This is a genomic window from Haemophilus parainfluenzae (assembly GCF_014931415.1).
Classification (GTDB): Bacteria; Pseudomonadota; Gammaproteobacteria; order Enterobacterales; family Pasteurellaceae; genus Haemophilus_D; species Haemophilus_D parainfluenzae_AF.
The window spans coordinates 497727-516683 of the sequence record NZ_CP063121.1 but is presented as its reverse complement, the minus strand read 5'-3'; the positions used below and the strand labels follow the sequence as shown (position 1 = coordinate 516683).

Genomic DNA, 18957 nt, shown 5'->3' with positions numbered 1-18957 from the left:
ATTCTAATGACATTGTAGTTTGATGTATTGTCAAATAAGGAAGTGACTAGCCTTTCTACGATAATCGGAAAGGAGAAAACTTATGAACAAAACATTGGGAAGTACCTTGATTACCTCAGGGACGATGATTGGGGCAGGGATGCTTGCCATGCCTCTCACCTCTGCAGGAATAGGTTTCACGTTTACAGTTGTTCTACTTGTTCTTTTATGGATTCTGCTCACCTATAGCGCATTATTATTTGTTGAGGTTTACCAAACTGCTGAACATGATGCCGGTATTGGCACGCTTGCCGCACAGTATTTTGGTCGACCAGGACGAATTGTCGCAACCAGCGTATTAATGATTTTCCTTTATGCGTTACTTTCCGCCTATGTAACCGGTGGTGGTGCAATTCTTGCTTCAACTTTACCTGATTTTGCGACACCTGATCTCAAAATGAAAGGTTCTATCCTAGCATTTACGATCTTCTTTGGTATCTTCGTAGCAATTGGCACAAGCTTTGTGGATGCCTTAAATCGCTTCTTATTTATCGCGATGATTGCAGCGCTATTCATTGTGCTTGGATTGATGATTCCAGAAATTAAAATCGATAACTTAATGGCCATGCCAATTGATAAAGCACTATTGATTTCGGCTAGTCCGGTTTTCTTTACCGCTTTTGGTTTCCACGGCTCAATTCCTTGCTTAAATAAATACTTAGAAGGTGATGTAAAAGCCTTAAGATTTTCTATTATTGTGGGCTCTGCAATCACATTAGTGGGTTATCTTTTATGGCAATTTTCTACTCACGGTGTGTTAAGCCAAAGCCGATTCTTAGAAATCCTTAATCAAGATCCAACATTAAATGGATTGATTGAAGCCGTTCGAGTGATTACAGGCAGCACCATCATTGCGGCTGTCGTGAAAATCTTCTCTGCCTTAGCACTGATTACCTCATTCTTAGGGGTGGCACTCGGTTTACTAGAATGTATTGACGACTTGTTAAAACGCGCCTTCAATATTTCAGCAAACCGTTTAAGTTTAGGTTTCTTAACCTTCCTTCCACCATTGCTCTTTGCATTCTTCTATCCAGAAGGCTTCATCCTTGCATTAGGTTATGCAGGACAAATGTTTGCTTTCTATGCAGTGGTATTGCCAGCAGCATTGGTTTGGAAAGCTCGCCATCAACATCCAAACTTACCTTATCGTGTGCCGGGTGGTTCAGGGTTCCTACTCTTTGTCTCAATTCTAGGGATTATTATCGTGAGTATCCCATTCCTAATTAAATTAGGTGTATTACCTGAAGTAGTGGGTTAATAACACGATTAAAATAAAAAAGTGCGGTTAAAAATCAGTGTGTTTTTAATCGCACTTTTATTTTATTATCAGTCTTGGGAAAGGTGTCATTTCACTATTGGTTGTGAAAAAATTTCGTTATTATATTGATAAAGATACTAAAGGAGTAACTAATGTACATCCAGAATAGTATTCCCTTATATACAGCCAAAGGAGAGGATTCTCATAGCCCTCTAAATTTCTTTTATGGTGGAACAGGTGGGTTAGATGAGCCTGAGTTTAGTATAAAAACCTACTTTAATATTGTTTATCATGAGGGAGATTTTTTAAAAGCTATCTATTCTATTTTGGTAGAAAAGGATGGTTTTTCTGAAGAAGGTGCAGATTGCTATTATCCCGATATGAATAGCCCGTTTCCTGAAGATCACTTTGAAGGGGTAAGGTTTGAGATTGGAGGTTTATGTGATCCTAGATACCAGATTCATGTATCTGAAGAAATCTGCTTTATGTATTTTAAAAAAGCATGCAAACGTTTTTTAGAATTACATCCTGAAAAAGAATATGTAGAGTTTATTTATGATATTTTAAACAACTGGGAACCATCAAAGATGAAATAAAAGTCAAAATTTGTGTCTATTTTGATAGGTAAATTAATAATATAAGAGTGCTAGAAAAAATAATGGATATATTTAATTTTTTTTGAAAATGTTGTTTACCCTAGGGTGATTGAAAAATTTAGAGTTGTTCAAGTTGATTTTGAGAAAGAGGGAGATTTTGGTTATTTAACTAGATTTGACTTATATTCAAATAAAAAAACAGCAACTATTGAGTTCTGGAGTAGTCATTGGGTAGGGTTGGAAATATATAAATTAGAAAATAGAGATATAGATATTATATATAACAAAATGATTTCTCCTGATGAAGTATCGGAAAAAGATTTCTTTGAGTTTATGGAGGTTTTATTTAATGGTAATTAGCGAAAGTTTGCTTTTATAGCCTGGAGATATAAAGTGCGGCCAAATTTCAAAGAGTTTTAAAACCTCTCGAAAATTGACCGCGCTTTTTTATGCTTTTTCTTTGATTGCTTTAAGATAGCGATATACGCTAGGTTCTGAGATTTTCAAATATTTCGCCACCATCGGAATGGCACCCTTGATATTGAAAATACCCTTATCAAATAAGACTTGAACGGCGTTTTCCCGCTGTCTTAAGCTGAGTGGTTTATCGGAGTGTAATAGAGTGAAATCAAGGTATTCACAAAGGATATCTTCGATAGAGTTTTCGAGTTTTTCTTTATTAATTATTTCAGCTTCTTCCACTTCGGCAAAGGCCGCATCAATACCTAAAATATTGACGAAGTTTCCAAGGTTTTCCAGTGAAATTAATTTGGTCATCACATCAACCAACTCAGAGGTATCATGATTAATACAAAGGATGCCTTCTAATTTATCCCCATTTTTAATGAAATAAGTTGCACCTCGAATGACCTTTTCGGAATCTGCCACGGCTTTGTAGTTAAAGACAAAATCCTTATCTAAATACACTTTATCCTGCAACAAACTAGAACCAAAAGAGCTAAGCGGAGAAGAAAGTGTTCGACCACTGACGTGGCTATTAGCAATGGCTTCCATATGAGCCTTATTCTTATCAAAAGAATGAAATACGACTTCGTATTTAGGGCCGAGAACATTTCCCAAAAAATGGGTTAGGCCAATAAAATATTTCTTTTGTACGTTATTCATACCAACTTAATCTCATTAATTTCAGCTTGCTATAGGTATTCTATAACCGCTTATTTTTTATAGCAAATATATTGTAAAAAACGGCAGGTTATCTGTAGTATTTTGCTTTAAGTAAATCTCATAATGCTTAGGGGGATGTGGTTAGACAATACTTCTGTGATATTCTTTGGTGTTGGGATTTGTACCTTATTCAGTTGATGGTAAGCAATTTGAAAGAATTATGAAAAATACCCCAACAGGAGATTAATATGAAAGAACAAGAAATTTACCAGAAAATTGGGGAGTTATTGTGGTCAATAATGCCTGAAGAAGCCGTAAGGATTGATTTTATTGGTTCTATTTATCCTGAACATTATTCTGGTGGAGCTGAATGGGTTGTTGCGAATGGTGATATTCATTACTTCCCATTAGGTCAAAGACCTGATGAAATTGAAGGGGAAATTATAAATTTAATGAAACAATTGAGATCAACCTTATCTCAAGAATGGACTCAATATAAGTTTTCCCTATTTGATAATATGGAATTTAATATTCAATTTGCATATGTTTCGGATGAAGATAGTTGGCCAATGCTCTATCTTCGAGGTGTTAGTGATCTTGAAGAAAATGAGATAGCGGAATATGGAATCCCTAGAGAAATTTGGGAAGAGCGAGTAAAAGCGAAGGAAGAAACAGCAAGGTAGTTAATTTTGACATGAACAGTGAGGTTAATTTTCGAGAGATTTTAAAACTTCTTGAAAATTAACCTCACTTTTGTATTGAGAATATTAGTTTATAGAATTTTAAAACGAATTTTGATATTATATCGCAAATTTATCAATAATTTAATCTCTGAAGTATAATGAAGAACTTATCTCGCTCTTTTCTTTCTAGTTTATTATTTATTTCCTCTTTCGCTTTGGCGGTGCCAAGCTCACCAAATGCAAATGTAGAAAAGCAAATCGATGCCAAACAACAGAGGCAACAAGCTGAACAAGATGCGGCTATTTTAGCCCAGCAAACGCAATCTGCGAATGTGCGTTTAGAGGGTGAAAAAGAGGCCTCACTTGGCTTTCCACAAAATGAAGCACAATGTTTTCCTATCAATCAATTGGTGCTGACCGATTATCAAGCTGAAGAAGAAAATTCATCAGCTTCTTCCCTTAAATTAATCCAACCAAGCCAATTCTCTTGGGCATTAAAGTCGGTTTATGCTGAGCGTGATTTTGCGCTACCGGCTTGTATTGGCTCGGAGGGGATTAACGTCTTACTTCGCCGTATTCAAAATCGTTTAATTGATTTTGGTTATGTCACCACGCGCGTGGTGGTGGAGCCACAGGATTTACGTTCAGGCATGCTTGTACTCACTGTGATTCCGGGTAAAGTAGGTCGTATTCAATTACAAGACCAAAGTGCGATTCCGTTTGCCACCCGTGGTACCTTATGGTTTGCTATGCCAATGGCGCAGGGGGATATATTAAATATTCGCAATATTGAACAAGGTTTAGAAAACTTAAAACGTGTACCGAGTGCCGATGCGAATATGGAGCTTGTGCCAACGGATGCTGTAGGTGAAACCGATGTGGTGATTGCCTATAAGCAAAGCTTACCTTTCCATTTAACCCTGGGATTAGATGATTCAGGCAGTAAAGCTATGGGTCGTTTACAGGGCTCAGCCACGTTTTCTTGGGATAACGTGCTAACACTTAATGATATGTTCTATATCAGTGGTACACGTAGCTTTAAACGTGATAGCGATGATGCAGAAGGAGATTATGGCAGTAAAAATATCAGTCTCTATTATTCTATTCCTTGGAAGAACTATCTCTTAACGCTTTCCGGTTCAAAATATTCTTATCACCAAACGGTAGCGGGCGCGTTTGAGTCTTACACCTATTCGGGTGAAAGCCAACAAATGAAAGCCAATTTAAGTCGCTTATTATCTCGTGGAAGTCTTCATAAAACCTATGTGAATGCCGCGTTATGGACGAAAAAATCGCATAACTACATCAATGACACCGAAATTGAAGTGCAGCGTCGTCGTACCGCAGGTTGGGAAGTGGGACTTAATCACACCCAATACATTGGCGAAACAGTGTTACAACTGTTTGCGAACTATAAACGTGGTACAGGTGGGAATAAAGCCTTACCTGCTCCGGAAGAAGAGTTTGGTGAAGGCACTTCTCGCATGCAGATTTTTACTGCTGGCATTGATTTTACCTATCCTTTCACTATCGGCAATCAACCTTTCCGCTTTAATACCAGTTGGAGTGGACAATGGAACGGTACACCTTTAACACAACAAGATAAATTTAGTATTGGTGGTCGTTATACCGTGCGAGGATTTGATGGCGAGCTATCACTTTCCGGTGAAAAAGGTTGGTTATGGCGAAATGAGTTGGGTTGGGATATTGCCAATAAAGGACATGAGCTTTATTTAGGGATTGACCGAGGTAAGGTGCACTCTAGCCAAGAAGAACTTCAAATTGGTGATAGCTTAATGGGTGGCGCAATTGGACTTCGCGGTAAATTATGGGGCATTAACTATGATTATTTTGTGGGTGTTCCAATTAAAAAACCGGAAGGATTTAGAACCAGTCATGTGACAACCGGATTTAATGTGAGCTACCGTTTTTAATGCTCACGCTTTTAGATGAATAAATTGATTAAAACCAAACAGAATTTAAAACTTTAAAGGAAATTAAAAAAATGAATAAACGTCATTATAAAGTGATTTTTAGCCGTGTATTAAACCAGCTTGTGGTGGTATCTGAGTTGGCAAAATCTCAAGGTAAAGCACAAAGTGAAAATGTGAGCTCAGAACAAGAAAAAACAGGACTATTTTCAAGTACACTTTCACTTAATCCTATTCATTTTAGTTTAATGTTGGCATTAGGCTTTGTCTTCTTATCCCCTTCTGTTCATGCAGAAGATATGGCCATTCGTGCAGATAAATCTGCACCGGGTAATCAACAACCCACAGTACTTCAAACCGGCAATGGTTTACCGCAAGTAAATATTCAAACACCAAGTGCTGGTGGGGTATCACGTAACCAATATTCACAATTTGATGTGGCAGAGAAAGGTGCCGTGTTAAACAATGCTCGTAAAGCAGCACAAACACAAATGGCAGGCTGGGTGCAAGGTAACCCAAATCTTGCTCGTGGTGAAGCAAAAGTCATTCTTAACGAGGTGAACTCCGCTAATCCAAGCCGTTTAAAAGGTTATGTGGAAGTTGCAGGTAAAAAAGCGGATGTCGTGATTGCCAACCCAAGTGGTATCCAATGTGATGGCTGTGGTGTGATTAATGCTGGACGCACTACGCTGACAACCGGTAAAGCGGAAGTTGAAAATGGCGAGTTGAAAGGCTATCGCGTAAAAGGCGGTAAAGTGACTGTTGGTCAAAAAGGAATGGATAACAGCCAATCTGATTACACCGATATTATCGCGGAGAAAGCCGAAATTAAAGGTGGGGTTTGGTCGAAGAAAGGCATTAAAGTTACCACGGGTAAAAACAACGTTGACCGCACCAATGATTCAGTTGTGTACGTGGGTGATAAAAACACCGACAACACTGACCGCACTTCTGATACCCAAGGCGAAAACCAAAGCTACAGTGTGGATGTGAGCCAATTAGGTGGGATGTATGCTGAAAAAATCCATTTAGTGGATAACGGCCAAGGTCTTGGTGTACGCAATGCGGGGCACATTGGTGCATCTGCTGGAAGCGTGAAAATCGATAGCCAAGGTAAGATTGTGAATGAAGGCTTTATAGGTGGTAGCGAAAATGCCGAACTCAATGCGAAAAAGAATATTGAGAACCGTGGCACCGTTTATGCTAAAGCTCAGACCCAACTTAATGCTCAACACATTGATAACAAACAAGGTGTTATTGCGGGTAAACAAGTTCAGCTTAACGCAAATAATGTGGATAACCGCAAGCAATCGGATAAAGGCTCTTTAATTGTTGCAACAGAGAAAGCGAGCATTAAAGCGAAACATGTAGATAACCAAGGGACGAAAGCTGGCGGCAACACGGAACAAGGTATTCGTGGTGCTCAAGTGGCTATTACAGCTGAAAATCTTTCTAACCAACAAGGGGGCATCTACAGTGATGAGCATACCCAACTAGATGTTGCTCAAACAATTGATAACAAACAAGGTGAGATTGAAGCGGGTAAATCAATTGAGTTAAAAGCGAAGACGTTGGCAAATGAAGGTGATATCAAAACCAAAGGGGATTTGACGGTTCGTTTACAAGATAGTTTAACCTTAAATAACGCTTTCCAAGTTGGTGGTAATTTAGATTTTAAAACCGAAGGGGATTTTAAAAATAATAGCCAATTACGTGTAGGTAATAAGGTAGATGTTAAAGCGGCTAATGTAGAAAACACTCAAGATGCTGAAATTAGTGGTAATGAAACACGCATTAATACAAACACGTTGACTAACCGAGGCTTAATTGATGGTGCATTGACGGTGGCAAAAGCCGTGACCATCAATAACTTAGGTACCGGTCGTATTTATGGTGACCATGTGGCTTTACAGGGGGAGAATTTAAATAACCTTGAAGAAGGGGATAAATCCGCTGTAATTGCTGCACGTGAGCGTTTAGATGTGGGCGTGGATAAAGTTTTAAACCGCAATGAAAGTACTCTTTTAAGTATGGGTAAGATTTATGTGGGTAAAGCGTTGGATGAAAACAACCAAGCGACAGGTAAATCAGCGTATGTTCAAAACTACAATGGCGTGATTGAAGCGCTAAACCTTTACGACAATGCGAAAAGCAAAGCGATCACCTTTAATACTGGTAAGGTAGAGAATAAACATTTCTTCCTTGAGACAGAAAATGTGGATACCTCGTCTACACCGGTTTTTGAGTATCGAATTGGGAATGATTCGACTATCTACGGTAAAGACTCTGGGGTTTATAAAGTAAAACAAGATAATAAGAGTGGTCGCTGGGGACTAAACCGAAAAATAAGAGATCTTTATCATATTTTTTCACCGGATGGCAAAATCGAAAGTGATAACTGGCATGAGTATGATTATACCCGCACGGTGAATGAAACCGTGGTACTTAACCCAAAATATCAAGAAGGTAAGATTTTAAGTGGTGGCGGCATTGATTTTAATGATGCGCGTGTAGACAACCAAGACAGTAAAGTGATCGCTGGTGGGCTGATTCAAATTGCGGATGGCCAATTACATAATGATGAGTTGAAAGGTCGTACTATTGTAACGGATGCTGGTCGTTTAACGGCTTTTTATAAAGGTAAGAAAAAAAGAAAATGGGACAGATACGATACAACTAAAAGTGATACTAGTATTTATTACAAACAAAATGAAAGTGTGAAAGATTTAGGGGTATTTGCTTATAAAGAAAATGTAGCACCTGAATTTACCAATAATAGCGTGGCTAATAAAGGTGATGCGGGAGATGTTGTATTAAATCATCTGACTCAATCGTTGGATAAATCCTCGCTTTATCATGTGAATCCTAATGCACCAAAAGGCTATGTGATTGAAACCGACCCACGTTTTGCGAACAAGCAAAAATGGTTGAGTTCGGATTATATGTTCAATGCATTACGCTACGACTCAAATAATATGTTGAAACGTTTGGGGGATGGTTTTTATGAGTTGCGTTTAGTGAATGAACAAATTAACCAGTTAACCGGTCGTCGTTATCTTGATGGATATCAAAATGCCTTAGAGCAATATAAAGGTTTGATGAACAACGGCATACGTTATGCCAAACAATTTAATTTGGTGCCGGGTGTTGGCTTAACAAAAGAACAAATGGCGGAGCTGACCACTGATTTAGTGTGGATGGTGAATCAAGAAATTACGCTTCCAAGTGGTAAGAAAATCAATGTGTTAACACCAAAAATTTACTTGGCGTCTAACCGTACTCAAGTTACCCCAACGGGCTCTGTGATCTCGGGGGATAGCATTGTAGGCTCAGTGAAGGATATGACCAATGAAGGGACGGTACTTGCCGCAAACCTAGTGAATTTATACGGCCAAAATTTAGAGAACAAAGGTCTGGTTTTGGCTAATAATGTCAACCTTAATGCTAAGCAAAAATTAGTGAACCTTGGTGGCAAGATTGTGGCTGCAGATAGCTTGTCTCTATACGGTGGAAAATCCGTAGAGCTTGCTGCAACCACAACAGAAACACAAAACCAATTAGGACGTACCGAAACCGGCAATAGGCTTGTCGATCGTCAAAGCGAAGTGACGGTGACAGGAAAAGATGGAAAGATTTCTATTCAAAGTGATGGCGATATCACTGTGAAGGCTGCGAAAGTTAAATCGGCAGGTACGGTTGATGTGAATGCTAAAGGTAAGCTTTTGGTGACGACTGAGAAGCAAAGCAGCAAAGAACACTATGACTTTAGCGATAACCATCATTATCACTTAGATAAAGAAGGTGAGGTGAGCTCTGTTATTGAGGGTAAAGATGGTGTACGTTTAATTGGACAAGAGGAGACGACACTTCGTCAAGCGAAGGTTAGTAGCGAAGATGGTAAGATGATGGTTGCGTCTAAAGGTGATGTTCTCATTGAAGAAGGTCGTGATATTGAGCATTTAGATCGCCGAAATAAACAAACATTGAAAGGTTTTTTAACCAAAGAAACCGAAGAACGTCGTCATCATCACGATTATGATTTAGCTAAAGGTAGTAGATTACAAGGTAAAAATGTTGAAATACTTTCTCAAACATCAAATGTTTCTGTAAAAGGATCTGACATTCAGGCTAAAGAGAATATTCATTTACAGGGTAATCAAGTCAGAGTGACAGCAAGCCTTGATAAGAGAGAAGTTCAAGATTCTTATTCATTTAAGAAGTCTGGATTGGATACTTCAGGAAAAGGTGGCGTAATGCGGATTGGTTACCAACGAGGCAAATTAAACAATAATGGCTCAAGTTACAACGAAAGTGTAAATGGTAGCGAATTAGTCGCAAAAAATGGCAATTTATCTATTTATGCTCAACAGGATGTAGATGTAGATGCTTCACGCTTAGCTTCTGGTAAAGATATGTCGATCACGGGTAAAAATGTTCATTTAAATGCGATGAATGAACAGCATGACAGTGAATATCACCAGGAACAAAAATCGACAGGTTTTGGAATGGGCTTTGTATATGATCCAGTTTCTCGAGCAAAAGAAAACTATCGTCAGAAAGAAGCTCAAGGTGCTACAAAGAGCGTTGTAGGTAAGGCGATAGGGGTATCTGATGCTGTTGCTGACTCTATAGAATCTATGGTGCGCGGTATACAACCTTATGCTAATCATAATCGTAGTGAATCAAATAAATACAATCAAAAAACAGAAGCACAAATAACTTCACTTGAAGCGGGCGGTAAGCTGAATATTCATGCTAGAGAGGGCGATATTCGCACGCAAGGTAGCAACATCAGTGCTGAAGGCGACGCGCAGTTTATTGCTGCTAAAAATGTCGATTTTGGTGTGGCAGTACATGAGCAATCGCAACATGCTTCATCCAGACAACGAGGCGTTGGGGTAGATGGTTTAGCGAAATATATGGCAGGGGTACATACCCAGCGAGAAAATGGGGATACTAGTCTTCGCCAAGAGGTTGGTACCCAGATTTCCATTGGTGGTAAGAGCACTACAATTGCCGAGAACGGTGATATTACTCTAAAAGGAACGACATTTGTCTCTAATGACAAAAATATCCTGCAAGCTAATAATGGTGATGTGAAATTACTGACAGCAGAAACAACGGATAGAAGCACTCAGATGCGCAAAGGGCATAGTGTAGGGGAGGCGGCTATCTCAGATACTGAGCGTTTCTTTGGTTATAATCGCACTAGAATGAATCAGGACGGCGAGCAGATTACGCATAAGGGTAGTCAACTTGCAAGTCTCAATAGCACGGTTGATGTGTATGCGGGTAAAGATTACCTGCAAACAGCAAGTGAAGTTTTAGCCAAAGAGAAGGTCAATATTAATGCTCAAAATATCACTATCAATAATGCAATTAATCACCAAGATAACAGCTATAGTGAGAGTGATTTAAAAATAGGCCAATTTAGTCGTGTAAAATCGCCAATCATCGATTTAATTAACACGATTGAAGGGGCAGCAAAAAATGACAAAGCATCGGATCGCTTGAAAGCAGCGAATGTAATGAGTGTGGCTGCACAGGGTTATAACTTATATAACGCCTTCAGTAAAATGGCGACAAAAGATCCTAAATCTAACACTTATTTACTTCGTGTTGAATCGGGTAGCGGTGTGGCACATAGCCGTCAAAGCCAAGAAAGTTTGGGAGATATTAGCCAAGGTAGCCGAATTAATGCGAAAGAGATTAATCTTATTGCTCGCGGTGATGGTAGCTTAAATGAGAAGGGCGAACGTCAATTAGGAAATATTAATTTAACGCATACTGATCTTACATCCCGAGATGAAAATGGTAATAGAATCAAGGATAGTAAAATTACCTTAACAGGCAATGAGTTGAATATCAAAGCTGGTGAAAGCTACACTCAATTTAAAGGGCGTAATCAAAGTGTAGGTGTTGAAGCAGGGGTGGCGGCAACAGTAGGTGCTCAAACCGGTGTAGGTGTTTATGCACGAGTAGGTGGAAGCAGTGGCAAGGAAGATGGCGAAAGCAAAACTTACCAAGCGAGCCACTTAGAGGCACAAACCGTAACCCTAAATAGCCAAGGTGATACCAATCTTATTGGTAGTCAGGTGGCAGGCAATAAAGTGAATGCCAATGTCGGTGGCAAGCTCAACATTGAAAGTTTACAAGACGAAGAACGCTTTAAAACCAAATCAAGCGGAGGTGGTTTAGAAGTTGAATTTGGTTTTGGTAATAACTGGAGCTTAAGTGGTTATGGCAATGCTTCCAAAGGTACAACTCACCGTAAACAAGTGAATGAACAAGCCGGTATTTTTGCGGAAGAAGGGGGGTATCATATCAATGCGGATAGCGTTCATTTAAAAGGTGGTGCCATTGCAAGCACTAACCCGAAAAACAGTGAATTAGCCACAAACAAGCTGACCTTTGAAGATATTCAAAATGAATCAAGCAGCAGTGCAGCGAGCGCAAGCGTTAGCGGCAGCATCAAAGAGTCAAAAGAAAAATGGGTTGATAATGAGACCGGCAGAGCGGTTAAACCGAACACAGAAAATAGTACCAAACTAGACAGTCAACGTAGTGGGGGTATAAGTCCAGGCTTACCAATGTTTGAGCGAGACAGTGATAGTTCAGTTACCAGAGCGACATTGACGGAAGGGACGATTATCTTGAATAAAGATACTCATCCAACCATCACTACAGCAAAAGAGTTAGGTATCAATACAGACCTTGCTCAAGCCAATAACCAAGTTGCACAGACGAAAGATGTGAAAGCGCAAATCCAAGAGCAGCAACAAATTTCGACAGCTATTGGTAATGTGAAATCGGCTGTGGATACTTATACGTCAAATAAATTAAATGAAGCAGAAACTGCTGAACGACGTGCAAAAGCAGAATATGATAAAGCTCAGGCTAATAATGCAAGTAAGGATGAGTTGAATTTCCTTGAATATCGGTTAAGAGAAGCTAAGCGAGAAGTGGGTGAATGGGGATATGGCGGAGGAAACCGTCGAACTATAGACACCGTCACAGCCCTCTTTACTGGCGTACTCTCAGGGCAAGGTGCTTCAGCCACAACTGTCGCAACCTTATCGCCAACGGTGAATAAACTGATTGCGGATAATACGCATGATAAAGCAACTAATGCACTTGCACATGCCGTATGGGGAGCGATTGAGGCTCAAGTCAATGGCGGAAGAGCAGCACATGGTGCGATAAGTGCAGCAGGGGCTGAATTACTGGCGCCACAAATTGCCTCTATACTTTATGGTAAATCGGAAGCTGATTTAACGCCAGATGAAAAGGCGGGTGTCATTAGTATGGCAAGTCTTGCAGGCGGTATTGCCGGTGCCATAATGAACGGAAAATCAGAAGGTGTTGAAATCATTGGCAATACGGCAATTAATGCACAGATTGCGGAAAATACAGTGACAAACAATTACCTTTCCGAGTGGCAGGCTAAGCAAAGAGATGAAGAGTTTGCGGCATGTAATGGTAGCTTGCGCTGTGAACTAAAAACAGGTGTTTATTGGGAATTGGTGAGTTCGGGACAAGATACTGCTTATGGTGCCGGGCTTGCGACGTCAATTCCAGTGGGGCTTTTTGAAACAGGGAAAGGCATTGCTGAGATTGCGATGCATCCGATTGACTCACTGAATGCGATTAAAACCTTAATTCAAGAAGGCAATTTCACTGAAGCAATGAAGCAATCCTATGCGAATAGAATTGATAAGATGATTGTTGAGTATGAGAAAGCGGGTGCAGAAGGGGCTTTCAAGGCCGGTTTAGAGGCAGGTCAATTACTGCAAGAGACGGCGGGAATACTTGCCGGTGGTGCGGGTTTGGCTAAAGTTGGAATTAAGCTAACGAAAACAGCGACAAACTTAGCGAAGAATGTTGTTAAGCATGAAGGAAAGGTGATAAATGTAGCATCAAGTGTAGCCTCAACGGTCAAAGAAACTACTACACTTAAGCCTAAACCAGAAAAAACACTAAATATTGTTTGTGGTATGGGAGAAAAATGTTTTGTAGCGGGCACCTTAATTGAAACTGTAAATGGTTTAAAACCAATAGAGGAAATCCAATATGGTGAACTGATTTGGTCTCGTGAAGAATTTGGTGAGAAATATGCTTATAAACCTGTTTTTGCTAATAAGGTAACGTTAAATCAAGAAACTTTTAAGGTTGTTGTGAAAAATGAAGATGGTAAAACTGAATCCTTTGTCACTACAGCGGAACATCCTTTCTTTGTTGAAGGGAAAGGATGGTTGAAAGCGATTTTACTTGAAGAAGATATGGTTCTACTTGATAGAAATGGCTTACCATCTTTACAAGTGGTATCGCAACAGGCTACTGGAAAACTAGAAACAGTTTATAACATCGCCGTAGAAGAATTTAGCACTTACCATGTAGGGGAATTTGGTGTTTGGGTTCACAATGCAAATTGTTGTGATTTTGTGAATGTAAAATATGGTGATATTGAGGCTAAATTTAAGCAAGGCGGTTGGGTTAATCCAAAAAATGATCGAGTGATGTATATCGATCCTTTTGATGGTAAATTTAAAGATTTTCCAGATGGAGCAAGAGCTTCGGTGGATCATATTTTGCCACAAAGCGCATTTAATAAAATTGATGGTTTTGATAAATTACCAAAACATGTTCAAAATGAATTAATTAATCACCCTAAGAATTTACAGCCTTTACCAAAGGAACTAAATTCATCTAAAGGTGCTAAAATTGAAACAGGAACGAAAGGTTGGCAGAGATATGTTAAGGATAATAAGGATATATCTCCTTTATATAGAAAATATTTAGCTGACCGACAGGATGAAATAAGAGCGGAAGTTTTAGTTGCTATTGAAAAATTTGGAGTAAATAAATGATAGGGTTATCAGAAAAACAAATTAATGACATGTTTACAGAATTTTATAATGAATTTGATTCAATTCCATTTTGTGAGCTAAATCTGAGTGATGCTAAAAGAATATTTGATGGATATAATTTTATAGTAAAGGGTGATCTTTTTGAGAATATAATAGGTCCTTTTAGATATATTCAGCCACTATCATTTTCCTATATGAGCAAAGGAAAATTCTTCTATGGGGTTGAGAAAAGTGATATACCTGTAATGGGAGATATTACACAGTTTGGTATATTAATAAATAATATTGGATATTATATAAAATATGATCCTTTTTCATATAAGAGTGGTAACAAGAGTATGGGGGGATTTCATTGTTATATTCCAAAAGAAATAATGTGCTCTTGGTTATATGTAAGTCAAGGATGGGAAATTGCAGAAGATACAATACATAATATATATAAAAGTAATTTACCTTCATTATTATTAATGCCCATTCATTCAATTATAGAAGGTTTTGAAGATAGTCATGGCGTTGCACTTCCTGAATATACAACATTTCTTGAGCAGAAATTTAATCATGCTTTTAGACAAAGTTATGACGATGATAAATTCAATGATGAAAAATATTTTGAATTAAGATGTTTACTTGATACCCGCTCTAATGATGATTGGAGTAAAACAGGATATCAATTATTTGTGTCTTCTCATAATGATGAACGTAATGTTTATGTGATACCTAGAGCAGATGTGATGGGTATTAAAAAGTTGACGAATCCAGCAGAGGCAATAGATCATTATGCTGCTCATTTATTCTCACGTGCTGAGGGCGAGTTTGATTTTATGCAATATGCAGAAGATTTTTAATTAATACAATAAATTAAAGTGCGGTCAATTTTCAAAGAGTTTTTAAACCTCTCAAAATTGACCGCACTTTTTGTATTTTCAGAGCTACTTATTTTAAGCAAATCTTATAGCTTTACATCCAACTTCGCGTAAGCACGCTCTACTTTTTCCAATGCTTTTTCTACGGAAATATCACGAGCGAGTAAGACACCTAAACGGCGATGGCCATTGACTTCGCCTTTGCCGAAAATGCGAATATTGGTGTTTGGTTCAGCCAATACTTCGGCGATATTGCCAAATTGCACGTTTTTCGATTGACCTTCTACCACAATGGCTTTGGAAGCGGATGGGCTAATTAAGGTGATTTCTGGGATAGGTAAGCCTAAAATCGCACGGGCGTGTAAGGCGAACTCAGATAACTCTTGAGAAATTAGTGTGACCATGCCGGTATCATGTGGGCGAGGGGAGACTTCATTGAAGATAACCTCATCACCACACACAAACATTTCCACGCCGAAAATACCGCGACCACCTAATGCAGTGGTGATTTTCTCTGCGACCTCTTGTGCTTTTTTCAAGGCTGCATCAGACATAGCTTGTGGTTGCCACGATTCACGATAGTCACCATCTTCTTGACGATGGCCGATTGGCGCTAAGAAGCTGGTGCCATTAATGTGGCGAACGGTGAGTAAGGTGATTTCATAATCGAATTTAACAAACCCTTCTACAATCACGCGTCCTGCACCTGCGCGACCACCTTGTTGAGCGTAATCCCAGGCTTTTTGTAAATCGTCTTTGGATTTTAAAATACTTTGACCGTGGCCAGAAGAAGACATAATCGGTTTTACCACGCAAGGAATACCGATTTTTTCAACCGCACTTTGGAAGTCCGCAAAGTTATCGACAAATTGATAAGGTGAGGTTGGCAAGCCAAGCTCTTCAGCGGCTAAACGGCGAATGCCTTCGCGATTCATCGTCAGCTTGGTGGCTTTGGCGGTAGGCACAACATTAAAACCCGCTTTTTCTAATTCAATCAGCGTATCCGTCGCGATGGCTTCCACTTCCGGCACGATGTAATCTGGGCGCTCTTTTTCCACTAAGGCTTTGAGGGCTGCCCCATCTAGCATGGAAATCGTATAAGCACGATGTGCCACTTGTTGTGCAGGGGCGTTTTCATAACGATCGACGGCAATCACTTCCACGCCTAAACGTTGTAATTCAATCACCACCTCTTTGCCCAGTTCACCAGAGCCAAGCATCATCACTTTGATAGCATTTGGGGTTAATGCTGTACCTAAGGTTGTCATGTTGTGTCCTTATTTTAAGAAAGATTCATCAAGTGCTAAATCGTCATTTTTATTAATCCCCACACCGCGAGCAATCACATTTTTAGCAATATCATGTGCTTCTTCTAAAGAATGCTCAGTGTAAGTCCCACATTGGTATTCGTTTAATTCAGGAATTTGGTTTTGATCTTGCACGGTTAAAATATCTTTCATGGAAGCTAACCATGCATCAGCCACTTGTTGCTCGTTTGGTGTGCCGATTAATGACATATAAAAACCTGTACGACAGCCCATTGGGGAAATATCGATGATTTCTACATTGTCATTGTTTAAATGGTCACGCATGAAGCCCGCAAATAAATGCTCCAGGGTGTGAATCCCTTTTGGTGGGAGAATTTCTTTGTTTGGAATGCAAAAACGGAGATCAAAAACAGTGATGTCATCGCCCTTTGGGGTACGCATGGTTTTGGCAACGCGCACAGCTGGTGCGTTCATACGGGTGTGATCCACTTTAAAACTGTCGAGTAATGGCATATTTATTTCCTTGAAAATCAGTGATTTGTAAATTAATTGCAAGTTTTTGTAAATTTTTTTACATTTTTTTACAATTTCTTTGAACTTTTCTTTTTAGCGTCGGTCTTATAGAACAAGCAACTTGCAGTTGTTTTAATAAAATTGGTTCCTTAGGTTATTTGCCCCTTACTCGATAAGGGGCGTTTTTTTATCTATTGAATAGTAATTCCTCTTTATTCTAGCCCACAACTAGGTTATGCACAAAGGCTATTCACGGCTATGACACGAAAGGTAAACTGAAAAAGAGCAAGGCAATATAACGCAGTCCTTTTCCAATCGTCATAAAAATCAAACAGCTTAGCCAATTCAATCGAAGCCAACCCGCTACCGCACAAAACACATCCCCGATAATAGGCAACCAACTCAATAATAAAGTGATGGCACCATAGCGTTGTATTTTGTTTATCGCCCATAAAGTGCGGTCATTTTTACTGTCAATTTTCGGAAACCATCGACCAATCCAATAAGTGGTGAGGCTGCCAAGTGTATTGCCTGCGGTTGCCAAAAAAACAAGCCAAAAAATATCCGCACTTAATAATGAACCGACCAATACTTTTGGCACAGCAAGGGAGACAAACACAATTTCTGAATTACCTGGCAAAATGGTGGCACTTAAGAAAGCGCTGAAAAACATCAGCCATAAGCCATGGGTTTGCCAAAAATCAGCCCAAAAGCTGAAAGAGAAAATGTCCCACATTAGGCTATAATAATCTCGCGCGTTCTGACATCAAATACATCCATTCCTGCACTTAATCCCGCTTTTACGCCGAGATCGGCATCTTCAAAGACGATACAGCGTGATGGTTCAGCTTTTGCCAGTTCTGCACAGCGTAAAAAAGTTTCTGGATGCGGTTTATGTTCTTTCACATCATCAGCGCTGACAATAGCGTTAAAGTAATGTTTGATATCTAATTTTTGCATCAACATATCAATCATTTGGCGGTTTGAACCTGAGCCAAGCGCAATTGGCTTTTGTTGATAGTAATGACGCACCACTTCAAAGGTTGGAAGTAATTTTGATTCTGTTGGAATCAATTCATAAGAAAGTTTGCGTTTTGCTTGTATGACTTCATTTAAACGTTCTTGTGGCATACCGGCATCTTGCATAATGGCAGAGGCGATAGTGCTCACGGTTGCGCCACCTAAATCATACATAATTTGGCTGTTAAAACGATAACCAAATTGTTCTCCCACCATATTCCACGCGCGGGCGTGTACTGGCATGGTGTCGATTAAGGTGCCATCCATATCAAAAATCAGGCCATCATATTTTTCAAAAAGTCTGTTATCTATCATTTATTGCTTTCCTAGTTAGTAAATTTTTTCACTTTGTTTCAATTTTGTGATCTGTGCACTGGTAATTTTATGAAATCGCGGTAAAGTTATCCTATCTCAAAAAGGAATGTTATGTCGTTACTCAAACAATTAACCCGTTGGAAAATTCGCGGTCAGATTGATCAGGACGTTATTGATATTATTCTGACTTTGCAAAGTCGCCTAGAGCATCATTGGCGCATTGATGTGTCCATTCCGACCGTCATCACACTCTTATTGCATATTGCCAACAGCCTTGCTCGCTTAAAACGAGGCGGTTGCGTTTCCCCACTTCATCAAGCCTTTTATGATGAAATGCAAAGTGCGGTCATTTTCCCTGATGTTTTGGAAATTCACCAAGATTTGCTTTCTTTTATTCCGCAAGAAATTCCCGAAGCCGAGCAGAGTTATTATCTCGCCAATATTTATAGCTTGCTGTTGGAGCAAGATAAAAAATAAGG

Annotated in this window: 13 protein-coding genes; 8 read left to right on the top strand and 5 right to left on the bottom strand. The window is 39.3% G+C overall.

Annotated features, from left to right (window positions below; all coding sequences use genetic code 11):
- Window positions 1-82: 82 nt before the first annotated feature.
- The 3 genes from INP93_RS02555 to INP93_RS02545 all read left to right on the top strand — a co-directional run bounded on the left by INP93_RS02555 (window position 83) and on the right by INP93_RS02545 (window position 2253).
- On the top strand, window positions 83-1297 hold the full coding sequence (locus INP93_RS02555; protein WP_193452029.1) for an aromatic amino acid transporter: 1215 nt from the start codon (window positions 83-85) through the stop codon (window positions 1295-1297).
- A 152-nt stretch (window positions 1298-1449) separates the two neighbouring features.
- The gene (gene cdiI / locus INP93_RS02550; RefSeq protein ID WP_197545049.1) at window positions 1450-1893 is read left to right on the top strand and encodes a ribonuclease toxin immunity protein CdiI; all 444 of its coding nucleotides are present in this window, start codon (window positions 1450-1452) and stop codon (window positions 1891-1893) included.
- A gap of 105 nt (window positions 1894-1998) precedes the next feature.
- Window positions 1999-2253, top strand: a complete 255-nt coding sequence (locus INP93_RS02545; RefSeq protein ID WP_197545048.1) for a hypothetical protein — start codon at window positions 1999-2001, stop codon at window positions 2251-2253.
- 87 nt (window positions 2254-2340) lie between these two features.
- Here the strand turns inward: INP93_RS02545 and INP93_RS02540 are convergent, their stop codons facing one another.
- A complete protein-coding gene (locus tag INP93_RS02540) occupies window positions 2341-3018 on the bottom strand; it encodes a helix-turn-helix transcriptional regulator (RefSeq protein ID WP_197545047.1) in 678 nt (225 codons plus the stop codon).
- Window positions 3019-3266: 248 nt separating this feature from the next.
- Between INP93_RS02540 and INP93_RS02535 the strand changes: the two genes are divergently transcribed.
- The 4 genes from INP93_RS02535 (at window position 3267) to INP93_RS02520 (ending at window position 15344) form a co-directional block, all read left to right on the top strand.
- Complete coding sequence (locus INP93_RS02535; RefSeq protein WP_197545046.1) at window positions 3267-3701, top strand: hypothetical protein; 435 nt, start codon at window positions 3267-3269, stop codon at window positions 3699-3701.
- Between the two features lie 158 nt (window positions 3702-3859).
- On the top strand, window positions 3860-5635 hold the full coding sequence (locus INP93_RS02530; RefSeq protein ID WP_197545045.1) for a ShlB/FhaC/HecB family hemolysin secretion/activation protein: 1776 nt from the start codon (window positions 3860-3862) through the stop codon (window positions 5633-5635).
- Between the two features lie 71 nt (window positions 5636-5706).
- The gene (locus INP93_RS02525; RefSeq protein ID WP_197545044.1) at window positions 5707-14499 is read left to right on the top strand and encodes a two-partner secretion domain-containing protein; all 8793 of its coding nucleotides are present in this window, start codon (window positions 5707-5709) and stop codon (window positions 14497-14499) included.
- On the top strand, window positions 14496-15344 hold the full coding sequence (locus INP93_RS02520; RefSeq protein ID WP_197545043.1) for a hypothetical protein: 849 nt from the start codon (window positions 14496-14498) through the stop codon (window positions 15342-15344). The genes INP93_RS02525 and INP93_RS02520 overlap by 4 nt, the downstream gene beginning before the upstream one ends.
- Window positions 15345-15448: 104 nt before the next feature.
- Here the strand turns inward: INP93_RS02520 and purT are convergent, their stop codons facing one another.
- From purT to INP93_RS02500, 4 genes are all read right to left on the bottom strand, one after another.
- Complete coding sequence (gene purT / locus INP93_RS02515) at window positions 15449-16630, bottom strand: formate-dependent phosphoribosylglycinamide formyltransferase (protein ID WP_070868173.1); 1182 nt, start codon at window positions 16628-16630, stop codon at window positions 15449-15451.
- A 9-nt stretch (window positions 16631-16639) separates the two neighbouring features.
- Window positions 16640-17143, bottom strand: coding sequence for an S-ribosylhomocysteine lyase (gene luxS / locus INP93_RS02510; RefSeq protein ID WP_005694994.1), 504 nt, complete (start codon window positions 17141-17143; stop codon window positions 16640-16642).
- 256 nt (window positions 17144-17399) lie between these two features.
- On the bottom strand, window positions 17400-17879 hold the full coding sequence (locus INP93_RS02505) for a YqaA family protein (RefSeq protein WP_049372968.1): 480 nt from the start codon (window positions 17877-17879) through the stop codon (window positions 17400-17402).
- Window positions 17879-18478 (bottom strand): beta-phosphoglucomutase family hydrolase, encoded by a 600-nt coding sequence (locus INP93_RS02500; protein WP_197545042.1) that lies wholly within the window; start codon window positions 18476-18478, stop codon window positions 17879-17881. The genes INP93_RS02505 and INP93_RS02500 overlap by 1 nt, the downstream gene beginning before the upstream one ends.
- A gap of 111 nt (window positions 18479-18589) precedes the next feature.
- Here INP93_RS02500 and INP93_RS02495 point away from each other — a divergent pair, with 111 nt between their 5' ends.
- Window positions 18590-18955 carry a hypothetical protein gene (locus INP93_RS02495; RefSeq protein WP_197545041.1) on the top strand — a complete coding sequence of 122 codons (366 nt, stop codon included), beginning with the start codon at window positions 18590-18592 and terminating at the stop codon, window positions 18953-18955.
- Window positions 18956-18957 lie beyond the last annotated feature (2 nt).